This is a genomic window from Limnobaculum eriocheiris (genome assembly GCF_021010575.1).
GTDB lineage: Bacteria > Pseudomonadota > Gammaproteobacteria > Enterobacterales > Enterobacteriaceae > Limnobaculum > Limnobaculum eriocheiris.
Genome location: NZ_JAJNAG010000012.1, coordinates 1 through 20,748, shown reverse-complemented (window position 1 = coordinate 20,748; position 20,748 = coordinate 1). Strand labels below are relative to the sequence as shown.

Annotated in this window: 14 protein-coding genes, 1 rRNA gene, 1 pseudogene and 1 riboswitch; of the genes and pseudogenes, 9 read left to right on the top strand and 7 right to left on the bottom strand. The window is 44.7% G+C overall.

Annotation, left to right across the window (positions count from 1 at the left end):
* The first annotated feature begins 38 nt into the window (after window positions 1-38).
* Window positions 39-1,415 (top strand): argininosuccinate lyase, encoded by a 1,377-nt coding sequence (gene argH, locus LPW36_RS07475; protein ID WP_230608873.1) that lies wholly within the window; start codon window positions 39-41, stop codon window positions 1,413-1,415.
* A 79-nt stretch (window positions 1,416-1,494) separates the two neighbouring features.
* Here the strand turns inward: argH and LPW36_RS07470 are convergent, their stop codons facing one another.
* On the bottom strand, window positions 1,495-2,067 hold the full coding sequence (locus LPW36_RS07470; RefSeq protein WP_230608872.1) for an Ail/Lom family outer membrane beta-barrel protein: 573 nt from the start codon (window positions 2,065-2,067) through the stop codon (window positions 1,495-1,497).
* A 284-nt stretch (window positions 2,068-2,351) separates the two neighbouring features.
* On the bottom strand, window positions 2,352-4,298 hold the full coding sequence (locus LPW36_RS07465) for an autotransporter outer membrane beta-barrel domain-containing protein (protein WP_230608871.1): 1,947 nt from the start codon (window positions 4,296-4,298) through the stop codon (window positions 2,352-2,354).
* Window positions 4,299-4,702: 404 nt separating this feature from the next.
* On the opposite strand from LPW36_RS07465, the gene LPW36_RS07460 reads away from it, so the two are divergent.
* On the top strand, window positions 4,703-5,113 hold the full coding sequence (locus tag LPW36_RS07460; RefSeq protein ID WP_230608870.1) for a DUF4056 domain-containing protein: 411 nt from the start codon (window positions 4,703-4,705) through the stop codon (window positions 5,111-5,113).
* Window positions 5,091-5,237: a hypothetical protein gene (locus LPW36_RS07455; protein WP_230608869.1), complete on the top strand. Its 147-nt coding sequence runs from the start codon at window positions 5,091-5,093 to the stop codon at window positions 5,235-5,237. The genes LPW36_RS07460 and LPW36_RS07455 overlap by 23 nt, the downstream gene beginning before the upstream one ends.
* A gap of 111 nt (window positions 5,238-5,348) precedes the next feature.
* Here LPW36_RS07455 and LPW36_RS07450 read toward each other — a convergent pair whose 3' ends face one another.
* The 4 genes and pseudogenes from LPW36_RS07450 to LPW36_RS07435 all read right to left on the bottom strand — a co-directional run bounded on the left by LPW36_RS07450 (window position 5,349) and on the right by LPW36_RS07435 (window position 13,742).
* Complete coding sequence (locus LPW36_RS07450) at window positions 5,349-9,302, bottom strand: two-partner secretion domain-containing protein (protein ID WP_230608868.1); 3,954 nt, start codon at window positions 9,300-9,302, stop codon at window positions 5,349-5,351.
* An 81-nt stretch (window positions 9,303-9,383) separates the two neighbouring features.
* Window positions 9,384-11,090, bottom strand: a complete 1,707-nt coding sequence (locus LPW36_RS07445) for a ShlB/FhaC/HecB family hemolysin secretion/activation protein (protein ID WP_230608867.1) — start codon at window positions 11,088-11,090, stop codon at window positions 9,384-9,386.
* 355 nt (window positions 11,091-11,445) lie between these two features.
* A pseudogene (locus LPW36_RS07440) lies at window positions 11,446-12,895 on the bottom strand (dihydrolipoyl dehydrogenase).
* Between the two features lie 94 nt (window positions 12,896-12,989).
* On the bottom strand, window positions 12,990-13,742 hold the full coding sequence (locus LPW36_RS07435) for a glutathione peroxidase (protein ID WP_230608866.1): 753 nt from the start codon (window positions 13,740-13,742) through the stop codon (window positions 12,990-12,992).
* A gap of 162 nt (window positions 13,743-13,904) precedes the next feature.
* On the opposite strand from LPW36_RS07435, the gene oxyR reads away from it, so the two are divergent.
* From oxyR to LPW36_RS07420, 3 genes are all read left to right on the top strand, one after another.
* On the top strand, window positions 13,905-14,831 hold the full coding sequence (gene oxyR / locus LPW36_RS07430) for a DNA-binding transcriptional regulator OxyR (protein WP_130590076.1): 927 nt from the start codon (window positions 13,905-13,907) through the stop codon (window positions 14,829-14,831).
* A gap of 139 nt (window positions 14,832-14,970) precedes the next feature.
* A complete protein-coding gene (gene fabR, locus LPW36_RS07425; RefSeq protein ID WP_338085971.1) occupies window positions 14,971-15,603 on the top strand; it encodes an HTH-type transcriptional repressor FabR in 633 nt (210 codons plus the stop codon).
* Between the two features lie 32 nt (window positions 15,604-15,635).
* The gene (locus tag LPW36_RS07420; RefSeq protein ID WP_230608918.1) at window positions 15,636-16,010 is read left to right on the top strand and encodes a YijD family membrane protein; all 375 of its coding nucleotides are present in this window, start codon (window positions 15,636-15,638) and stop codon (window positions 16,008-16,010) included.
* Between the two features lie 90 nt (window positions 16,011-16,100).
* Here LPW36_RS07420 and trmA read toward each other — a convergent pair whose 3' ends face one another.
* Complete coding sequence (gene trmA / locus LPW36_RS07415; protein ID WP_230608865.1) at window positions 16,101-17,204, bottom strand: tRNA (uridine(54)-C5)-methyltransferase TrmA; 1,104 nt, start codon at window positions 17,202-17,204, stop codon at window positions 16,101-16,103.
* Window positions 17,205-17,334: 130 nt separating this feature from the next.
* A riboswitch (cobalamin riboswitch) is annotated at window positions 17,335-17,542 on the top strand.
* 69 nt (window positions 17,543-17,611) lie between these two features.
* On the opposite strand from trmA, the gene btuB reads away from it, so the two are divergent.
* The 3 genes from btuB to LPW36_RS07400 form a co-directional block, all read left to right on the top strand.
* Window positions 17,612-19,459 (top strand): TonB-dependent vitamin B12 receptor BtuB, encoded by a 1,848-nt coding sequence (gene btuB, locus LPW36_RS07410; RefSeq protein WP_230608864.1) that lies wholly within the window; start codon window positions 17,612-17,614, stop codon window positions 19,457-19,459.
* A 23-nt stretch (window positions 19,460-19,482) separates the two neighbouring features.
* Entirely contained in the window at window positions 19,483-20,274 is a 792-nt protein-coding gene (murI, locus tag LPW36_RS07405; RefSeq protein ID WP_230608863.1) for a glutamate racemase, read from the top strand.
* 382 nt (window positions 20,275-20,656) lie between these two features.
* Window positions 20,657-20,748, top strand: a 16S ribosomal RNA gene (locus LPW36_RS07400); the annotation flags it as partial.

Below are 20,748 nucleotides of genomic sequence, written 5' to 3'. Positions count from 1 at the left end.
GTGATAGGTATTGCTTTGATTTTTCAGGAGTAAAAGATATGGCATTGTGGGGCGGCAGGTTTAGCCAGGCGGCGGATCAGCGTTTTAAACTGTTTAATGATTCACTGCGTTTTGATTATCGTTTAGCCGAGCAGGATATTATTGGCTCAGTTGCATGGTCAAAAGCGCTGGTGACGGTCAATGTATTAACCGCTGAAGAACAAAAAAAATTAGAAAAGGCGTTAGATGAGCTGTTAGTTGAAGTTCAGGCTGAACCGGAAGCTATTTTAGCCAGCGATGCAGAAGATATTCATAGCTGGGTAGAGCAGAAACTGATTGGTAAAGTAGGTGATTTGGGTAAAAAATTGCATACCGGGCGTAGCCGTAACGATCAAGTGGCTACCGATTTAAAATTGTGGTGCAAAGTGCAGGTTGGTCTACTACTGAATGCGGTTAAAGAACTACAACAGGCGCTGGTGATAACCGCGGAGCAGAATCAGGATGCGGTCATGCCCGGATATACTCACCTGCAACGCGCTCAACCGGTGACTTTTGCCCACTGGTGTCTGGCCTATACCGAAATGTTAGCCCGTGATGAAAGCCGCTTGCAGGATGCATTAAAGCGTATGGATACCAGCCCGCTGGGCAGTGGCGCATTAGCCGGAACCGCTTATCCTATCGATCGCGACCAGTTAGCCGGTTGGTTAGGCTTTAGTGTCGCAACCCGCAACAGTCTGGATAGCGTTTCTGACCGCGATCATGTGCTGGAGTTACTGTCTGATGCTTCCATCAGCATGGTACATCTGTCCCGCTTTGCTGAAGATTTGATTTTCTTTAACAGCGGAGAGTCTGGCTTTGTTGAGTTGTCCGATAGGGTGACTTCTGGATCTTCTCTGATGCCACAAAAGAAAAACCCGGATGCGCTGGAGCTGATTCGTGGCAAGTGTGGTCGTGTTCAGGGGGCTCTCAGCGGTATGCTAATGACGCTGAAAGGTCTGCCATTAGCCTATAACAAAGATATGCAGGAAGACAAAGAAGGTATCTTTGATGCGCTGGATACCTGGCTGGATTGTTTGCATATGGCGGTGCTGGTATTAGACGGTATTCAGGTTAAGCGCCCCCGCTGTCAGGAAGCTGCCCAGCAGGGTTATGCCAATGCAACAGAGCTGGCGGATTATCTGGTGGCTAAAGGTATTCCGTTCCGCGAAGCTCACCATATTGTGGGGTCTGCGGTGTTGGAAGCAATTAAGCAGGGTAAGGCACTGGAAGCGCTGTCATTATCACAGTTAAAACAGTTTAATGCGGTAATTGATGAAGATGTCTATTCTGCACTGTCACTGCAATCCTGCCTGGAAAAACGTTGTGCTAAGGGCGGTGTTAACCCTCGACAAGTTGCCAGTGCAATTAATGCGGCTAAAGTTCGATTAGATATTTGATTGTTACAATCATATTTTTATAAAAAAGCCCGTAAATACGTTGTGATTTACGGGCTTTAAATTCTTAGCTGATACGGAACTAGAAACGGTAACCGGCACCAATGTTAAAACCGTTAGAAGTAAACTGCATACCATTGTCTTCCATGTGGGTACCTTCGTAACCAACATCAATGGCGAAGTTTTCCATTGGGTTAATCTGTACACCTGCACCATACATGAATGTGGTTTTATGTTTACTGCCGTCCTTATTCATATGGTACATATATTGGTTTTGTTTACTGTATTTATCCGCAGAGTAATCAAACTTGCCGGTAGCTACCCCGAGTGTGGTATACAGACTAACGTAATCATTAATACGATAGGCTGGACCAACGGATAATGAGTAATAATTCACATCGCCGTGGGCTTTTACATTATAGCTGTTGCGTTGGTATGTTTTATCTGTATCACCGTCCATATAGGTGAATGAAGAGATGACACTCCATGGAGATGCCCACTCATAACGATATTTTACGTTCACACCGTTAACCTTACCAAAATCTTCAAAGTGGCTTTGAGAATAACCCAATGTAATGGTTTGCTCTTGTGCCTGAGAGATTTGAGTGGAACCTAAAGCCAGCAACATCATTGCTGATAAAATAGCCTTATTCATTAATTACCCTCGTGGTATTGTTTATATTAAAAGCCCGTAGCTTTTATGTTATTGTAAAAAATATAGAAATATATTCAGGTTATAAATTACAGATGATAAGTGAGTTTCAATACTTCCATTCAGTTATGAAAGTAAGTTATCGATAACTTTTAATTAAATAATTTATGTTAATTTGTCCAAAATATTTCCATATTGAATTCATCATCGGTTTTTGAATCATTAATAATAAATATAACCTGACCCCATAGTATTATTATGGGGTCAATGTGTTTCATTGTTACATATTAGAAGCGAATTCGGAACCCTGCATCAACTCGAACATGCGTTTCCACCTTATTGCCATTTTGATAATCTACTTCAGTATATACTGATGCATTCTTGCTTACTGAGGCACCAATACCCAATCCATACTTACCAACATTACCCGAGAAATTATTATTAAAGTCGATGTTATTGATGCTCACATTATTCGATTTAATAAATTCGCGGGCAATGGCCAGCTTTATATAAGGTTTTACGGTCATTTCATTGGCGGTAAAAGCAGTAGTTAACAGAGTTCCCATTTCACCCTGTACGCTATCAGTATCGTCAATGTTGGAATACATACCATTGCTTAATCTGTAATCTGCCCCTTCAATACGCGAATACTGTACTTTGGCGTAAGGTTCTGCAGAGTAAGTTTGCCATAAAGGAATGTTGTACCCGCCTTCAAGGGATGCGGTGATAGCATTTTGATTATAGTTACCCTTTGCTATATATCCACTGTTGCTCTGAGTATGAATATCATTGCTCAGATGGTTTCCTTTAACTACAGTATCAATATAGAAACCTGAGCTATCCAGATAGGTCAGATAAGCACCACCGCCATAACTGCGAACTTCACCGTTTCCACCCTGATCGAATTTCACACCGGTGTTACTATAAGAAGTAAACAGACCTATTAGTAGTTTACCCTGACTGAGGTCGAGTTGTTTATCGCCGCCAATCTCCAGTCCGTTTAAGTTGTTTTTAAAACCGGTATTGTGGTGATCGGAGATTCGGCTGTTATCGTTGGTATAACGAGCCCATACGCCAGCGCTGCCATCTTGATCCAGCGTTAAGTCACCCTGACGTTGACGCAGGGTTGAAAGCTCGGCTGACAGAATATACTGCGGTGCCGCGGCCATATTGAGTACGCCTTTGGCGCTATTACTCAGCATTTTGCTGCCGGAATTCGATGTTACATTTCCCGATGCGGCAGGCTGGCTGGTCTGTTCTGTTGCCGGGCTGTCCGTCGGTTTTTCTGGTGAGGTATTCAGATACCAGTCAGTACTGTCACCATTACGGGTACTGTAGAGTTTATATTGATACACGCCCAGATCGACTGTGCCACTGGCGTTGGTCAGGTTAAATGCCGCATTACCCTGATTGGTATGTATTAAGGTTAAGGGAGCAGCAGCGGAGGGTTCTTTACCACTATCGGTAACTTTCACACCAAACTGGCCGGTAGCGCTACCCGATACGTTAATAAAATCACCGGCGTTATCAGCCAGTTGGGTAACCATCTCAAAATTACCATGACCGGATAAATTCTGAATTTCCAAGCGGTTAAACTGACCACCCGCGCGGTAAGGAATGAGTTGAACATTACCACCCTCAAGGGTGAGGTTATTAATTTTGCTGGTAAGTTTTTCACCTAATACTGAGGGGGCTGGGGCCATATCTTCTCGTGGTGTACTTATCCAACTTGGTTCTATTATAAGTAGCCCTGCCAATTTCAGGTTTTCAACTGTGATTCCGGATTGGGCTGATGGGGTATTTGTTGTGATATCAATAGACTCAACTGTATTTGGGATGCTAACGACACCACCTTGCGCTACATTTAAATAACCAACAGAATGAGAACCGTTAGAAAAACTCAGCAAGCCACCGTTATTAACCTGAGTATCTCTGATCAAAGCACCCTCATCAGGATTCAGCATCAAATAACCACCTTGATTGACGGTGGTGCTGTTAGCAACGCCGTCCTGAATATAGATATACCCACCATCGCTGACCGTATTATTGTTAATTATGCCACCTTTCCAAACGCTCTGGGAGCGACGAATATATCCATTAGATAAAGGAGGTGGTGCAATAACTAATTCATTGCTTACCGTAATCCCCCGGACATCTTCAGTAAATGCCAGTGCATTGGTTGAAGCGCCTAAAAGTAATGAACTAATTGCACATGCCAGCAATGTTTTTTTCATAAAGTCCTCAAGGTCCTTTTTCAGATAAATTAATCGATTTATTTCGTTGTACTTTTAATTTATTTATCATTGATACGAGTATATAAATATTATCCTCAGAAATTATTGCGGTGAAATTATATAAAAAGATTTTATAAATAAGTATGATATTTTTTATGGAATGCAGGTTCTACGACCATCCTATCGGATTATTATTTATATATATTAATGAGATGTTAATTACATTGATTTAGTTGGGTTTCGATTGTTTTGGTCATTAGTTTTTTATTATTTGCGGTATAATTATTGGCAAGAGTGGGAGTTTTAGATTCTTATCCATTTTTTCTGCGCGTGCCAGATATAATAGCGACAAGGAAATAATACTTTTTTGATGGTTTTTTATTTAGCCCAAGGGCATTTTTTAAATGCACTATTTTAGTCTGCTATTTCTGTTACTGTTGGCCGCCTGTAAAAACGATGTATCACCAATAACTCCTTCTGACCCCAATCTGTCAATGATTCCTGCTGAATCAGCCAGTCAGGTTTATCCGGTGATTACGCCAATAAATCCACCTGATGGTTTACGCCCTTGTTGTGCATTTGGCTATAACCTTGGGGTTAGCGTGATTGGTATTCCGCTGCCGGTTTACCAAATTGGTAATATTGTTGAAGCCAATAAACTGGGTACTCATCATTATAGCGACAGCCTGTTGGATACCGCAGCCAACTTGCTGAGTGTTTCTGATGAGCAGGTAGGGCATATCTATACGGATAACCGATCGGTTATTACGCCTGAGTTTGCCCGGAGAGAATATGGAACGGCTGCCGGTGCCTGATAGTTATTGGACGGTGAGAGATTTTCCAGCGCTTGCGGAGCAAGCCCAAATTTTAGATGAAAGTGAACTGCGCTTGTTTCGATCTCAGGGCGATATTCATGGTGCAGTGGTAAAAAATGATTAATTTCACTGTGTTCTGAAGCAGTTAACGATAAAAGACAACGGATAGTGGCGACTACCCGTTGTCAGGTTCACGGTTTTCATCCATTGATGAGTCCCATATCAACATGGCTTCTTATAGCTTCATAACCGCATAAATATGAGGAATCAGAACGGTTTGTTTAGAGCCATCGGTCTGAATGACTTCATGATTAATTAACCAAATGATATCTGAAGTCAAATTGCTTATCTGTTCTGAAGTCAGAGGCACACCCAAAGGTAAGTCATACTTTTGAGCAAACTCAATTCCCGCGTTCATCATCGCTGTGTACTGCTCTTCATCATTGGTAGCATGATTTAGAGAGGGTTGTCCCGTCAGGTTAATGGTTTGGTCACGAACAAACTGCTGCTCATGGTAATTATCACTTAAACGTTGGTGCGTATTATTGTGATCTGTTCTTAACTTGCTGGACATATAGTCTGTAGCTAACCAGGTTTTATATTGTGTAAATTTTGGATCGCTTTCTACCAAAACGCTGTTACCTACGGCAGGAGGTACTATATGCAGGTTGGCATTCGCTAATAGTATATCTTGAGCGGGTGAGCTGACGACAATGTTGATTTCTCCAGGACCGTCTATTTCATTAACCTGTATTGTGACCTGGTCAATATTCATTGCGCCAATATTGATATTTGGCCGATAGCTTTCCATATTAGGATTTATTACATTTTGATTATCTTTTAATAGGGAAGAACTCTGCGTTCCGGAAGGCTTTAACATAGAATTTTGAGACACAGTATCAGGCATATATTGATACTTCTGCTGCTCTTGATCGCTATCAGTATTTTGTTTCAGAAGGCCAACATCATAGCCAGAACTCGAGCCAGGAATTTTGATATCGGTTATCTGGTTAGCGTCAATATTCAGGATGCCTCCCGCTTTAATCTGGCTTTTATCATTCAGAACGGTATCGGCAGAAATGGTCAGGTTGCCGCTGGCTAAAATTTTCGCCGGATCGCTTTCTATAATTGTGACCTCGTCGGAGCCTTCCTGGAGTTCCGCGACAAAGTTGTCATTAATGTTTTTGAGTTGGCTGACGGAAAGTTGCAGATTTCCTCGTGCTTCAATTGTGGCACTGTGGTTGTTGATCTCACTTGCCCAGCCAGAGGCCAGCCCATTCTTATCCAGCGTCCGACCCACGGATATATCCCCACCGCTGAAAATCTGTGAGTGGGTGTAGTTATTTAATATATTCGTGCCGATATTGATACTTTTGCGGCCCATCAGTGTGGCGCCAACACCATTCTCAAAACGGTTATTTATGGTATCGGCTTGTAGGTGTAACCAGGTACCATAAATACGACCACTGCCATAGTTATTAATTTGTTGGGCCTGCAGCTCAGTGAGAACTCCGTCAATCAGCCCGCGGTTGGTTAGTGTTCCGTTAATATTTAACCGAGTTGTATTCGCCCTGATTTCACCCGATGCATCATTATCCAGTGAAGCAGCATTTAACGTTAGTTGGTCTGCATACAGCTTGCCACCCAGATTGCTCCAGTTACTGGTGGTTTTTGCACTCAGGCTATTAGTGAAGAACAGGTGGGCGAAATCAGTATTGATATCACCATGTTGGGCCTGTAATACCATGCTGTCAGCACTGACCAGGGCACCGGATAGGTTGATTCCATTGGCAACGACATTGATTCCCCCTGTGGCAACAATTTGTCCTTGCAGGTTAGCCGGTTGCTCAACGTTGATAGTAATATTGCCGTGGCCTGCCATTTCGCCATTGTCGTTTACGCCAGCGGCGAGTAGAGCTTCATTGGTATTATTGACGCTGGTGGCAACTAACATGATATTATTTAATGCCACCAGCGCTGATGAGTTAACAATATTATTAGCGACTCTCAGATTCATCTCACCGCCACTATACACTTTAGAACGATTATAGAAGTTTTGCCCCGAGCTCAGGTTAAGGCCAGCAAAGGCGAAAATATCCGCTTCGTTAATAATCGAGCCATCGGCATTCAATAAGAGTTGATCTTCACTGCGCATTAATTTGCTGTTGATGAAGTCGCCATCGATACGGTAATTTCCGGTTCCCTTACTGTACAGGGTGCCTCGGTTACGCAATGAATCGGCAGTGGTTAGTGTCAGATTGCGGTCTGCGCCGATCATTCCTGTATTGGTGATTAGGCCAGTTGCGTTGATGGTGGCGTTATTTTTGGTATAAATCGTACCATCATTTTTCAAACTTCCTTTAGTCACCAGGCTCAGGTCGCTATTGGTGTTGATAGTACCGCTATTATTTATGCCGTTATCTGTATGAACTTCAAGTGCTCTCCGGCTCTGTAGAAAACCGCTATTTAACAGGCTACCCGTAGTCGCCAGTTTTAAGCTACTGTCAGAGCCAATAGTGCCCTGATTAGTAATGTTGCCGCCAGCATTTAGTGAAACCAGACCCTTACCGTAAATCATCTCCTGATTAAATAACGAACCGTAAGTCGTCAGGTTCAGGTTATGCTCAGCACTGATAGTACCCTGGTTAGAAATTGACTGTTCGGCGCTAATCCACAAATCGCCCTTACTGTATAAGATACCGCTGTTAATAAACGTGCTTTGGCTGGTTAGTTCTGCACCGGCGGATGCACTGATGTCACCCTGATTCATCAGGTTGCCACCGTTATCAATACGAAGGAAACCTTCGCTGATGATTTGGGAGCCAGTTACATTATTGAGGTATCCTTGAGTATTGATTGTGGTATGACCATGACTCTTTAAGGTACCACTGTTATCAAGAGTATTAGTAGAAACTGACAGCTCCTGACCTGCAACAATAGTACCGCTGTTGCTGGTATTGGCATTGTTCTTGATTGTGGCTTTTTTACTGGCAGCGATCGTTCCCCGGTTAGTCAGGTTATCCTGGGTAGTGACGGTAGTATTTTCTGCAGCGCTAATTTTACCGGCATTAGTGTTTTCTATTTTGCCTTGGGCGGTAAGAGTAACATCCTGTTGAGCTTGTAGCGTACCCTGGTTATTGATGCCTTGCTGAGTGGATATTTGCAGGCTTTGCGCGCTGCTGATAGTGCCTTTATTCTCAATGCGACCGTCGGCAGTAATGACTACAGAACCTGCCTGAGCACCAATATTACCGGCGTTACGCACGCCTACGCCGTTTTCGGTGCCCACCATGCGAATACTATTGGCATACATCCCACCCAGTGCGGATACATCAACAGAGAACTGTGGACTGTTGGTATCATTACTACCTTGCTTTTCCACCCGTTTGGTATCAGCGCTAACTTTGTTCTTGCCGGTGACTACATTTAATTCATTGGCCCAGACGCCAGCATTAACCTCGACGGATTGTGCGACGATATCGGTATAACTTTGTTTACTACCGTCCAGCCCTTTGCCCTGAATGGTGACTTTTCCCTGATGAACATCATAACCTTCAAGATTACCATTGTTCATTACCGGCGTACCGGTAGTTAGCGTTGCCCGATTGGAGTTGATGAATCCACAACCGTCGCAGGTTATGCCAGATGGGTTAGCAATAACCACTTGCGCTTTCTGTCCGGCTACTTCCACATAACCATTCAGGTGGCTTGGGTTACGAGAGTTTACTTCATTCAAAATGATCTTCGCGCTGCCCTGAGCCATGTTAGGGTTGCCATCAATATAGCCGCCCAACTGTGTCTGTACTGATGTACCTGAGTTATTAAGAATGGCTCCGCGATTATCCACATCAAACTGGCTGTAGGTATTGCGAGATACGCCCCCGGCGCTGGGAGTCTGAATATTAACCTGCGGTGTTCCATTACCGCTACCGAGAACGGTTGGCTGCTGATTGCCCGGTGCATTTGGGTCGGCCACAATATCGGCTTGTGCAGGTAAACTGACGCTGATTAAACCCAACGCGATACTGGTCATCAATACCAGCGGGGACAGGCCAGCAATGAGCTGACCAAATGTTTGTCCACGGCCAGATGAGGGGCCTTCTGCCGAGTGAGTTCCCGCTATCTCAGGAACCACTATTAGCATACCCTGTACCCGGTTGAAAATCACGCGATACAAATTCTTGTTCATAAATAAATCCTTTTTATTTCAAAGGCATAATAATTATTATTTGTTATCTTTCTATCAAGTAAATTTAGCATCCATGCAGTCTCAATATTGCCAGTTAAGGTTGAACCCCAACGTCACCGGATCGGTGTGGAAGCCATCCGGCTTCGAAGTGGGGACTCCGGCAAAAACATCATAGCTGGTGCGAAAGGCATAGCCTCTTAGCCCCAGAACGGCACCCGCCAGATGTTTCCCCAGCAGGTAATCACTTCCACGGCCACCGACTTCGCCATAATCCATACCAACATACAGCTCTTGCGCTGGCAGCGGTGTTCGCCAGGCTAATTCATTACGTGTAAACCATCCGCGATCTGCGGACAGGCTCAATTCACCATCAAAGCCACGCACCGTGTAGCGACCACCGATGGAGAAACGCTCCTGAGAGGTCAGTGCGGTACTTGAGGGAAGTTGGCGTTGATACTGAGTGCGGAAGCTGAATTGTTGTTCAAACAGGTTAAAAGGCCAATCCAGATTAGCAGACAGTTGGGTTATTTTACTCAACGCGGTAGCTTGCCCAACGTATTCTTCAGGTGCAGGTTGCGCGCCAAACCAGCGGGTACCTTGCTGGTAGGTGATGCCGGCGTCCAGTGTAATAGCATCAATATAGTGACGATGCATTATTCCTACGCGCCATGCAGCAGTATTCCGACGCTGAACTTCTACCTCGGTATCATTAATGTAATTGCGACTTTCTCTTAGTAATACATCATATGTAAATGTGGTTTTTTGTGATGCATCACGATGTAATAAACGACTTAAGCCAAAGGTCAGATTTTTACTGTCACCGCTGTAGTTATAGTTCTCTATCAGGCCGGCAACTTTTTGGTTATAGCTGTAGGCACTGGTAGTTGTATTCAGATTCCAGTAACCATAGGGTACGGAATAATGAGCGGCGTAGTTGTGGCTTCCCCGATCGTTTTTCCATTGTAAATCGTGACCGCCGGAAATATAAAAAGTATCGTTAAGCGACAGGGGATTATCCACGTACAGGGTGAGTCCTCCCTGATAACGACCGGTACTTACGGTACCTGAATCATCCAGTGAGGCACCCAATCGCCATTGACGACTCTGTTTCCAGGTAATGACCAGATCGGTTTCCCCGGGTTCTTGTCCCGGCATCATATTGATATCAGCCTGAGCTGTTGGAACCCGACGTAAATTCTCCAGCCCTTGTTCAATATCTCTCAGATTGAGCAAATCACCTTCGGACACGGGAAGAGTATTGAAGGTCTGAATATAATGATCGCTATCTGGCGACAATAGAATATGACTGACTTCCCCTTCCAGTATTTTTAACTCCAGTTTACCACGAGTTAAATCCTGTGGGGGAGCCAATACGCGCGTGGTGATGTAGCCTCGGTCTATCAAGCGATTTTGCAGAGCACTCATCAATAAGTTGATGCCTTCTCCTCCCAGACACTGACCATTAGCCTGATTAGCAATAGTCTGGAGTGATAACCAGTTAGTCAGATACTGGCTGCCGCTCAATTCCACCTGTTCGATGGGAAAGCAGGTCTCCTCTGTAGGAAATTGCTTGATAGTTGAACTGCCAGCGGGTAATTCGGTACGTACATCAGGGCGATCCGGGGAGAGTTGCTGTTCTAATGCTTTTTGTCGTTCTTGTTGATTAATAATTTGCTGATCGTTGATTTCTTTAAGTTCAGGGGCAGCCTCACTAATCAAAGGGATCAGTGTTATTAGTAATGAAAATGATTTTATATAATTGTATTTTTGAGAAAAAAATAATTCCATCTATTCCAAAAACGAATGCGTTCCATGTCAATTTATCTGGGGCGTGGGCGTAAGTTATATAAGAGACATTACGCTGTCTACTACTATTTAAACGCCATCAGGTAAATAGTGTAATAGCCGCAAACTGACTAAATAAAGAAAGTGGTTTCTTTAAAACGTGTAGGATCTTTCTTACCTGTTGTTTATATTACAGCTCTTGATGAAAATGAGGGGTATATTTAACAAATAGAGTGGTGCTTTTATGCCCCAATGCTTAGATTATTTCACCAGATAAATGTGTGTTAAAAAGTACCAGCCACTATATTTATAGGGAATTGGCTGGTACTTTCAACGGACAAAACAGCAAATGGTGGTTTTATTCACCAGGACAGCGTTGGCAGCGTTCTATCTCATCATTGCCTAATCTTAATTTGGCGTTTAGATCGCGTAATGCCGTTCTTAATCCTTCTTCAATAACTGGATGGTAAAATGGCATATCCAGCATTTGGCCAATGGTCATTTGCTGCTGATGAGCCCATGCCAGCAGATGAGCGATATGTTCAACATTTGGCCCCATCATTTCGGCACCAAGGAAGCGACCGGTTCCCTGTTCACCATATACGTGCAATAGCCCTTTGTTACGCAGCATTACCCGTGAACGCCCCTGATTCTCAAAAGAAACTTCGCCAATTTCGAAGCAGCCACAGGCGCTAAATTTCTGATTTAATTCACGGTAGGTTGAACCAACCATGGCAATTTGCGGATCAGAAAATACCACCGAAATAGCGCTACGGCGCAGGCCAGGCTGAATTTCCGGATATGTTCCTGCATTTTCACCGGCGATACGTGCCTGATCGCTGGCTTCGTGCAAGAGTGGTAACTGATTGCTGACATCTCCGGCGATAAAAATATGAGAAACGCTGGTTTGCATGGTCAGGTGATCGGCAACGGGTACCCCGCGAACATCAAGTTCCAGTGAGGTATTCTCCAGACCAATATTGTCAACATTAGGGCGACGTCCCGTGGCGGCCAGAACGTAATCCACCAGAATTTCCTGAGTTTGTCCCAAGTCATCCTGATAGCGAATAAATACACCATTGTTCCGGCGTTCCATCAGCTCTACTTTAGCATCAGGATAAAGCGGGAACTCTTTACTTAGCGTATTTGCGGCATATTGACGAATAATCCCATCGGTTAGTGGGCCGACCGCTCCGCCTACACCAAACATGGTCACTTTTACACCCAGACGATGCAGAGCCTGCCCCAACTCTAACCCAATAACGCCGGGCCCAAATACGGCAACAGAGGTCGGTAAATCATTCCAGTTAAATACGTCGTCATTAATAATCAGACGGTCACCAAGATCGTTCCAGTGCGAAGGCCAGCTTGGCCGGGATCCTGTTGCAATGACAATTCGTTTAGCCTGAATTTGAGTGTGCTCGTCTACCTGTAAGGTTATTGTCATCAATGAAATGGGCATAGCCTTCAATTTTATCCTGCGCAGGGATTTCTCCAACCCCTTCCAGCACAAAGCCAACAAAGCGGTCACGTTCACGTTTAACGCGATCCATGACTTCTTTTCCGTCAATACGGGTTTCACCCTGTGGATGAACACCAAATCCCGGGGCGACTTCAATATGATGTACAGCTTCTGCGGCGGCGATAAGGAGTTTGGATGGCATACAGCCTACTCTGGCACAGGTTGTTCCATAGGGGCCGCCTTCAATCATGACGACGTTGGGAGTAAATCGCTTTGCTGCCCGATAAGCCCCCAGTCCTGCTGTTCCCCCACCAATAACAGCAACATCCACCTGTAATCTTTTCATCCTTAAGGCTCCTGAAATACAAAAAAAAAGGCGGACCAGCGTCCGCCAAAACTTACCATTGGCTAACTTTAAATAGAGTGGTTTAAATTGGGTTTCAAACAGTCTCTGCCTGCTTATTAGCGGCAAAATACTTTTCTAAATCATCGCTACCGCCGATATGGTGTCCACCAATGAAGATTTGTGGAACCGTTGAGCGACCGCTAATAGCGCGCAGGCTAATGGTTGTTGCATCAGTGCCTAAAACGATCTCTTCATACTGAAGGCCGCGCTCTTGTAACATTTGTTTAGCTTTAGCACAGAATGGACAGCCCGGTTTGCTTAATACAGAGATAGATTCTTGCAGTTTGCAGTCCGGGGCTAGGTACTTCAGCATGGTATCCGCGTCAGATACTTCAAACGGGTCACCTGGCTTGTTTGGCTCAACGAACATTTTTTCAATGACGCCGTTGGTAACCAGCATCGAGTAGCGCCACGAGCGCGGGCCAAATCCCAAATCAGCTTTCTCTACCAGCATGTTCATGCCTTTAGTGAATTCACCGTTACCATCAGGAATGAAAGTAATATTGCTGGCATGTTGCTCAGATTGCCATGCGTTCATAACAAAGGTATCGTTAACTGAAGTGCACAATATGCTGTCAACGCTGTACTGTTTGAATACGGGTGCCAGTTCGTTATAGCGCGGCAGATGGCTGGAAGAGCATGTTGGGGTAAATGCACCAGGCAGAGAAAAAACAACGACGGTTTTATTGGCAAACAGCTCGTCGGTAGAGATGTCGATCCATTTGTCTCCCTGACGGGTATGGAATACGGTTGTAGGGACTTTCTTTCCTTCCTGAGTGGTAAACATGCTTTAACCTCTGTCTGTATTAGTTGAATTTGGTATTAATTTTTATCGACACGCGACAAGTTTTTGTTAATGAGGATTATCCATATCGGGGATTAATAGGTATAATCGTTAGTCGCTATCCTATCTATTGTTACCGTCTATCTAAACGCAAGGGATTAAGCTATGAATATTCGCGATCTGGAATACCTGGTTGCACTCTCTGAGCATTGCCACTTCCGGCGTGCTGCAGATTCTTGCCATGTGAGCCAGCCAACGCTGAGTGGGCAAATTCGTAAACTGGAAGATGAGCTGGGTGTCATGTTGCTGGAGAGAACCAGCCGTAAAGTGCTGTTCACTCAGGCAGGGATGTTACTGGTCGATCAGGCCAGAAAAGTGTTACGGGAAGTTAAAGTATTAAAAGAAATGGCCAGCCAACAGGGTGAAACCATGTCCGGGCCATTGCATATTGGTCTGATTCCAACAGTAGCGCCTTACCTGCTGCCTCACATTATCCCTATGTTGCATAAAGAATTTCCTAAACTGGAAATGTATCTGCACGAGGCACAGACTAAAGATCTGTTGGCTCAGTTAGATAGCGGTAAGCTGGATTGCGCCATTCTGGCACTGGTAAAAGAGACAGAATCTTTTATTGAGATTCCTCTATATGATGAACCTATGCGTTTGGCAATTTATTCCGATCACCCATGGGCAGGACGGGACAAGATTGTGATGTCTGAATTGGCCGGTGAAAAGTTATTAATGTTGGAAGATGGTCACTGTCTGCGAGAGCAAGCTTTGGGATTCTGCTTTCAGGCGGGGGCGGATGAAGATTCACATTTCCGTGCCACCAGTCTGGAAACGCTGCGTAACATGGTTGCGGCAGCCAGCGGCATTACTTTGCTGCCGTTGCTGGCAACGCCTGCGGAGAAAGAGCGTGATGGCATTTGTTATTTACCGTGCTATAAACCAGAGCCAAAAAGAACTATCGGTTTAGTTTACCGTCCGGGGTCTCCACTACGGGCTCGTTATGAGCAACTGGCCGAGACGATCGCCGGACATATGCCAGGCGTGATTGAATCAGAACAGAAAAAGATTGCTGCAATTGGATGATTACGCTGTCGGTTGGGGCAAAAGTGATATTTCTTTTACTTTCTCAACGGTCAGGTTTTAACACAATTTACGGTTAATGGTTTTGATGCCAACCGTTGATATTTGAAGCCGCAAAATGATAAGTAAGGATTCAGGCGTGATGGGCGTCAGAGCACAACAGAAAGAGCGTACTCGCCGTACATTGATTCAGGCGGCTTTTAGTCAGCTAAGTGCAGAAAGAAGTTTTGCCAGCTTAAGCCTGAGAGAAGTGGCTCGCGAAGCCGGCATTGCGCCAACCTCTTTTTATCGTCACTTTCGTGATGTGGATGAATTGGGATTAACCATGGTTGATGAAAGCGGTTTAATGCTACGTCAACTTATGCGTCAGGCTCGTCAGCGTATTGCTAAAGGCGGCAGCGTGATCCGTACTTCGGTAGCGACCTTTATGGAATTCATTGGCGATAATCCCAACGCATTTCGTCTATTATTACGAGAGCGTTCTGGCACTTCTGCGGCGTTCCGGGCCGCGGTTGCCAGAGAAATCCAACATTTTATTGCTGAACTTGCAGATTATCTGGAGCTGGCAAACCAGATGCCGCGCAGCTATTCAGAGGCTCAGGCCGAAGCGATGGTAACCATCGTATTTAGTGCTGGTGCAGAAGCGTTAGATATTGATATAGCCCAACGTAAACTATTAGAAGAAAGGTTAGTCTTACAGTTAAGAATGATTTCAAAAGGCGTGTACTACCTGTATCGCCGTGAACAAGAGAAAGGTGTATTGCTTCACGAATAGAAGCATGACGAATGAATAAAGGAGAAAGAGCGATGACAGAAAAAGTGACTAAAGAATACGCGACGCTACTGTTGGCATTTATTGCCGGTATATCGCTTAACGGATCGTTTAATGCGCTGTTTGATTCAGTAATTGCCTTTTCGATTTTTCCGTTAATCGCTTTGGGTTTTTCTATTTACTGTTTGCATCAGCGCTATGTGACTCAGCCTATGCCTGAAGGAACGCCAATGCTGGCTTTCTCCTGTTTTCTGTTGGGATTATTCCTGTACAGTGCGATTATTCGGGCTGAATATACGGGGATGGGTTCTAACTTTTTATTGACGATTATTTGTGTCGCGTTGGTATTCTGGATTGGTTATAAACTAAAGATTACAACCCGTCATAAAGCAGTAAAACAAATGGACTAATGCTGTTCATTTAAAAACAATAACCATTATAATTTGATGTACAAACTGGCCCCAATAGATATTGGGGCTTTTTTATTTTTATTGTCTTGTTCAGGCCCTTTTTTCTAACAGAACTCCGCATTCCATGTGGTGGGTATAAGGAAACTGATCGAACAGTGCCAGACGAGAAATCTGATGTGTCTGGCTAAGGGTTAACAGATTCTCACACAGAGTTTCCGGGTTGCAGGAGATATACAAAATTCTTGGGTAAGCCTGTACCATTTTCACCGTTTGCCGATCTAACCCGCTACGCGGAGGATCGACAAAAATGGTTTCGCATTGATAGCTGGTTAAATCAATGCCTTTCAAACGATTAAACTCCCGGACACCCAGCATTGCTTGAGTAAACTCTTCCGCCGCCATACGAATAATTTGTACGTTATCGATTTGATTAGCGGCAATATTGAACTGGGCAGCGGCAACCGATGGTTTAGCGATTTCAGTTGCCAGCACCCGGTTAAAATTACGCGCCAGTGCTAAAGAGAAATTGCCGTTGCCGCAATAGAGTTCTAGTAAATCGCCTTTCGAATTCTGAGTAACATCAATTGCCCATTCCAGCATATGGATATTTACCGCCGCATTAGGTTGAGTGAAGCTGTTTTCCGTTTGGCGATAGACCATCTCCTTCCCACCAACGGGTAAACGTTCATCAACGTAATCACGATCCAGACAGATTTTTTGTTTTGATGCCCGGCCAATGAGTTGAAGATTAAAACCACGAGAACGTAAATCGTCTCTTAACTGTTTTGCGTGCTGCAACCACAGGTCGTCTAACTGGCGATGGTAAAGCAGAGAAATCACAATTTCACCGCTAAACGTGGAGAGATAATCAATCTGAAATAGCTTGTGGCGTAGTGAAGAATGAGGTTTAACTCCGGCCAACAGTTTTGGCATCAGTTGGTTAATGAGTTCACTGGCAGCAGGGAAAACATCAACCCGGATTCGCTGTTTGGTCACCTGATCGAACATGATGTGGTACAGGTCGTCACCTTCGTGCCAGATCCGGAATTCTGCCCGCATACGATAATGGCGAAGTGGTGAACGAAATACTTCTGGCTCAGGGGCAGAATAGGGGGACATCATCGAAATTAGTCGATGTCTCTTATCTGCCAGTTGGGCATCGTATTGGTCGGTAGGCAGCATCTCTGGAGTCATAAGTCTTCTCAGGTATCAGTATCACGAATTCATTTAGTAAGGCGGAATTGTAGGGAATGATGACGTGATGTCCAGCTTTGATAAATGATTAAAAAACAATAGCAGTCTAGACATCCATACAGAATTGCTTGTAGCATGTGTGTGTTCCGGCCTCCCATCAGAGTTAAAAGGGAATCTGGTGTAAATCCAGAGCTGACGCGCAGCGGTAAACAGGAAATAGCAACCGCCTGCTCCACCAAATAAGGTTGGAGAAGGGCAGACACTGTCGTTACAGATGGGAAGTCGTTGTTAAATTAATCTCCTTGAGCCCGAAGACCTGCCGGTATTCTGTCGCATTGATTGCAGCCGTCGCGTATACGTGCTGTTTTTTTGCGGCATCCTGCAACTTAAGTTGGATGCTTAATGTTATGTCTATAAAAAAGAAAGTATTAGTCGTAGCGCTTTCTGCTGTGGCCTTTTCCGTTTGGGCTCAGGAAGAGAGCGAAAAGATAGTCGTCACTGCTAACCGGTTTCCTCAACCGGTATCTACGGTATTGGCTCCTATGGATGTGGTCGATCGTGACCAGATTGATCTTTGGCAATCAAAAAGCTTAACCGATGTTTTACGTCGTTTACCGGGGGTTGATATATCCCAGATCGGTGGCCGCGGCCAGTTATCAACGCTCTATGTACGAGGAACTGAATCTCGTCACGTGCTGGTGTTGGTGGACGGCATTCGAGTACCGGTAGTCGGTATTATGGGAACCGCTGATTTCAACCAAATCCCTATTTCTCTGATACAGCGCGTAGAATATATTCGTGGCCCGCGTTCGGCGGTTTATGGCTCAGAGGCTATTGGTGGGGTCATTAATATTATTACCAATGCTGAAAAAGATAGTGCGAAGCTGGAAGCGGGCCTGGGTTCCAATCACTACCAACTCTATGATGCCAGCATTCGCCATACCGTTGGTGATAAAACTACGCTAACGGCAGCCGGTGCTTTTGAAGACAGTCGTGGTTTCAATATACAGCCAAAATCTTCGTATCCGCCGGACAGTGATAACGATGGGTTTCGCAGTAAGTCGATTTGGGCGGGAATTGAACATCAGTTTTCATCTCAACTCTCTGGTTTCTTTCGGGGTTATGGATACGGTAATAATTCAGAATATGACGGCAGCTATGGCGACGAACGTCAATTGTATAGTCGTAACTACGATATGGGATTGCGTTTCCTTGAAGGAAATTACGCTTCTCAACTAATAGCCAGCTACCAAACGTATAAAGATTACAATTACGATAGCCATAAAGGTTTATATAACGATGGCACTTCGCTGGATGATGTAACCCAACATAATATTCAGTGGGGAAATAGTTATCAGTTGGATCGTGGCGTGGTGAGCGCTGGGGTCGACTGGCGTCAGGAGAAGTTGGAGTCTTCTGATAATTATGCCTCCGATCGTTATAAACGGGATAACACCGGTTTATATATGACAGGGCAAAAATCATTGGGTGATTTCACTCTGGAAGGTGCATTCAGAACCGATAAAAACCAACAGTTTGGCTGGCATGAAACCTGGCAAACTGCGGCAGCATGGGAATTTATTCCTGACTATCGTCTGACTATTTCTTATGGCACCGGATTTCTGGCTCCAACGTTGGGACAACTTTATGGTTCACAACGTTTTTATATTTCCTCTAATGACGATCTGAAACCAGAAGAGTCTCGCCAGTGGGAAGCAGGGTTAGAGGGGGATACCGGTCCATTAAATTGGCGTCTGGCGGCATATCGTAACAAAATAACCAATCTGATTGGCTACGAGTCCGACCCTGTGACCTGGGAAGGGCGTTACTACAATATTGAATCTGCTACCATTAAAGGTATTGAGTGGACCGGAACCTTTTATGCCGGCCCGTTTGAACATCGCATTACATTGGAATATCTGGATCCTCGTCGGGATAAAGACAATGAAGTTTTAGCCCGTCGTTCCAAGCATAAGGCAAAATATCAGGTTGATTGGAATATGCTTGGTTTAGATATGGATGTATCATATCAATATTATGGCAAACGCTATGACAACAATACTTCTGAGTATGCGAATGAGCAAAAACGCTTATCCAGCTACAGTACGGTTGATGTGTCAGCGGCTTACCCTGTAACTGAACAACTCATCGTTCGCGGTAGAGTCGCCAATCTGTTTGATAAAGAGTATGAAACAGCCAGCAATTATGAAACGGCAGGGCGGGAATATTACCTCACTGCAACATATACCTTCTAACGGCAATATAAGGAGAGATCGCAATGCCAACAGCACTGGTTTTTGATTCAGGCGTAGGCGGGCTCTCCGTATTTCAGGAAATCCGGCAATTGATGCCGGATTTATCCGTCATCTACGCTTTTGATAATGCGGCTTTTCCCTATGGTGAAAAGTCCGAACAGTTCATTGCTGAACGGGTCGTTAAAATGGTCGGGGCGCTTTGTCAGCGCCATCATATTGATATTATTGTTATTGCTTGCAATACCGCCAGTGTGGTTTCTCTCCCTGCGTTGCGCGAACATTTTGATATTCCGGTTGTTGGTGTCGTTCCTGCGGTAAAACCAGCTGCTCGCCTGACGCGTAATGGCATTGTAGGATTACTGGCGACTAAGGTAACGGTTAATCGACCTTATACCCATGAGTTAATTGCTAACTTTGCTCAGGATTGCCGGATAGAATTGATGGGCTCCAGCAGAATGGTAGAGCTGGCAGAAGAGAAATTGCATGGAAAATCAGTCAGTGCTGATGAGTTAAGAACTATTTTATCCCCATGGCTTGATGGTGATGAAAAGCCGGACACCATTGTATTAGGCTGTACGCACTTCCCTCTATTGAAAGAGGAACTGAGTGCCGTATTACCAAAGGGCACTTTGTTGGTTGATTCTGGTGCTGCGATTGCCCGTCGGGTATTGTCGCTGTTGGCGGATGTTGACTGGCAACAAAAAGAGCCGCTCATTAATCTGGCCTATTGTTCGAAAGTTGACGATGAATCCAGGAAATTAATTCCGGTTTTGCAACACTTTGGTTTTAAATCACTCGATGAGCAGCCAATTTGAAGGCTTTTTGGCTAAACAATCAGCAGTCAGAATAATTTTATCAATTAGCACTTGCCAGATGATTCTGAGTCCCTATAATGCGCCTCCACTGACCAGGCAACAGCCGCTTCAGTTCAGACGTTACCGTGCATAAATCTGTGATTTAACACTTGACTCTGACGCGGGATGGCGTAGTATACGCAGCCCGTGCCGCGGGAAGCGCAGCTTTCTGTCGGCCATGCTCTTTAACAATTTATCAGACAATCTGTGTGGGCACTCACAAGACGGTATCTCACGTCACTGCACTTCGGTGTAGCGACACAAAAAAATACCAAGTCTTAAAGAGTGACCAGACAGTAATTCATTGAGAATTATTGAAAGTAATCTTTGAGCATCAAGCTTTTAATTGAAGAGTTTGATCATGGCTCAGATTGAACGCTGGCGGCAGGCCTAACACATGCAAGTCGGGCGGTAGCACAGGGGAGCTTGCTCCCC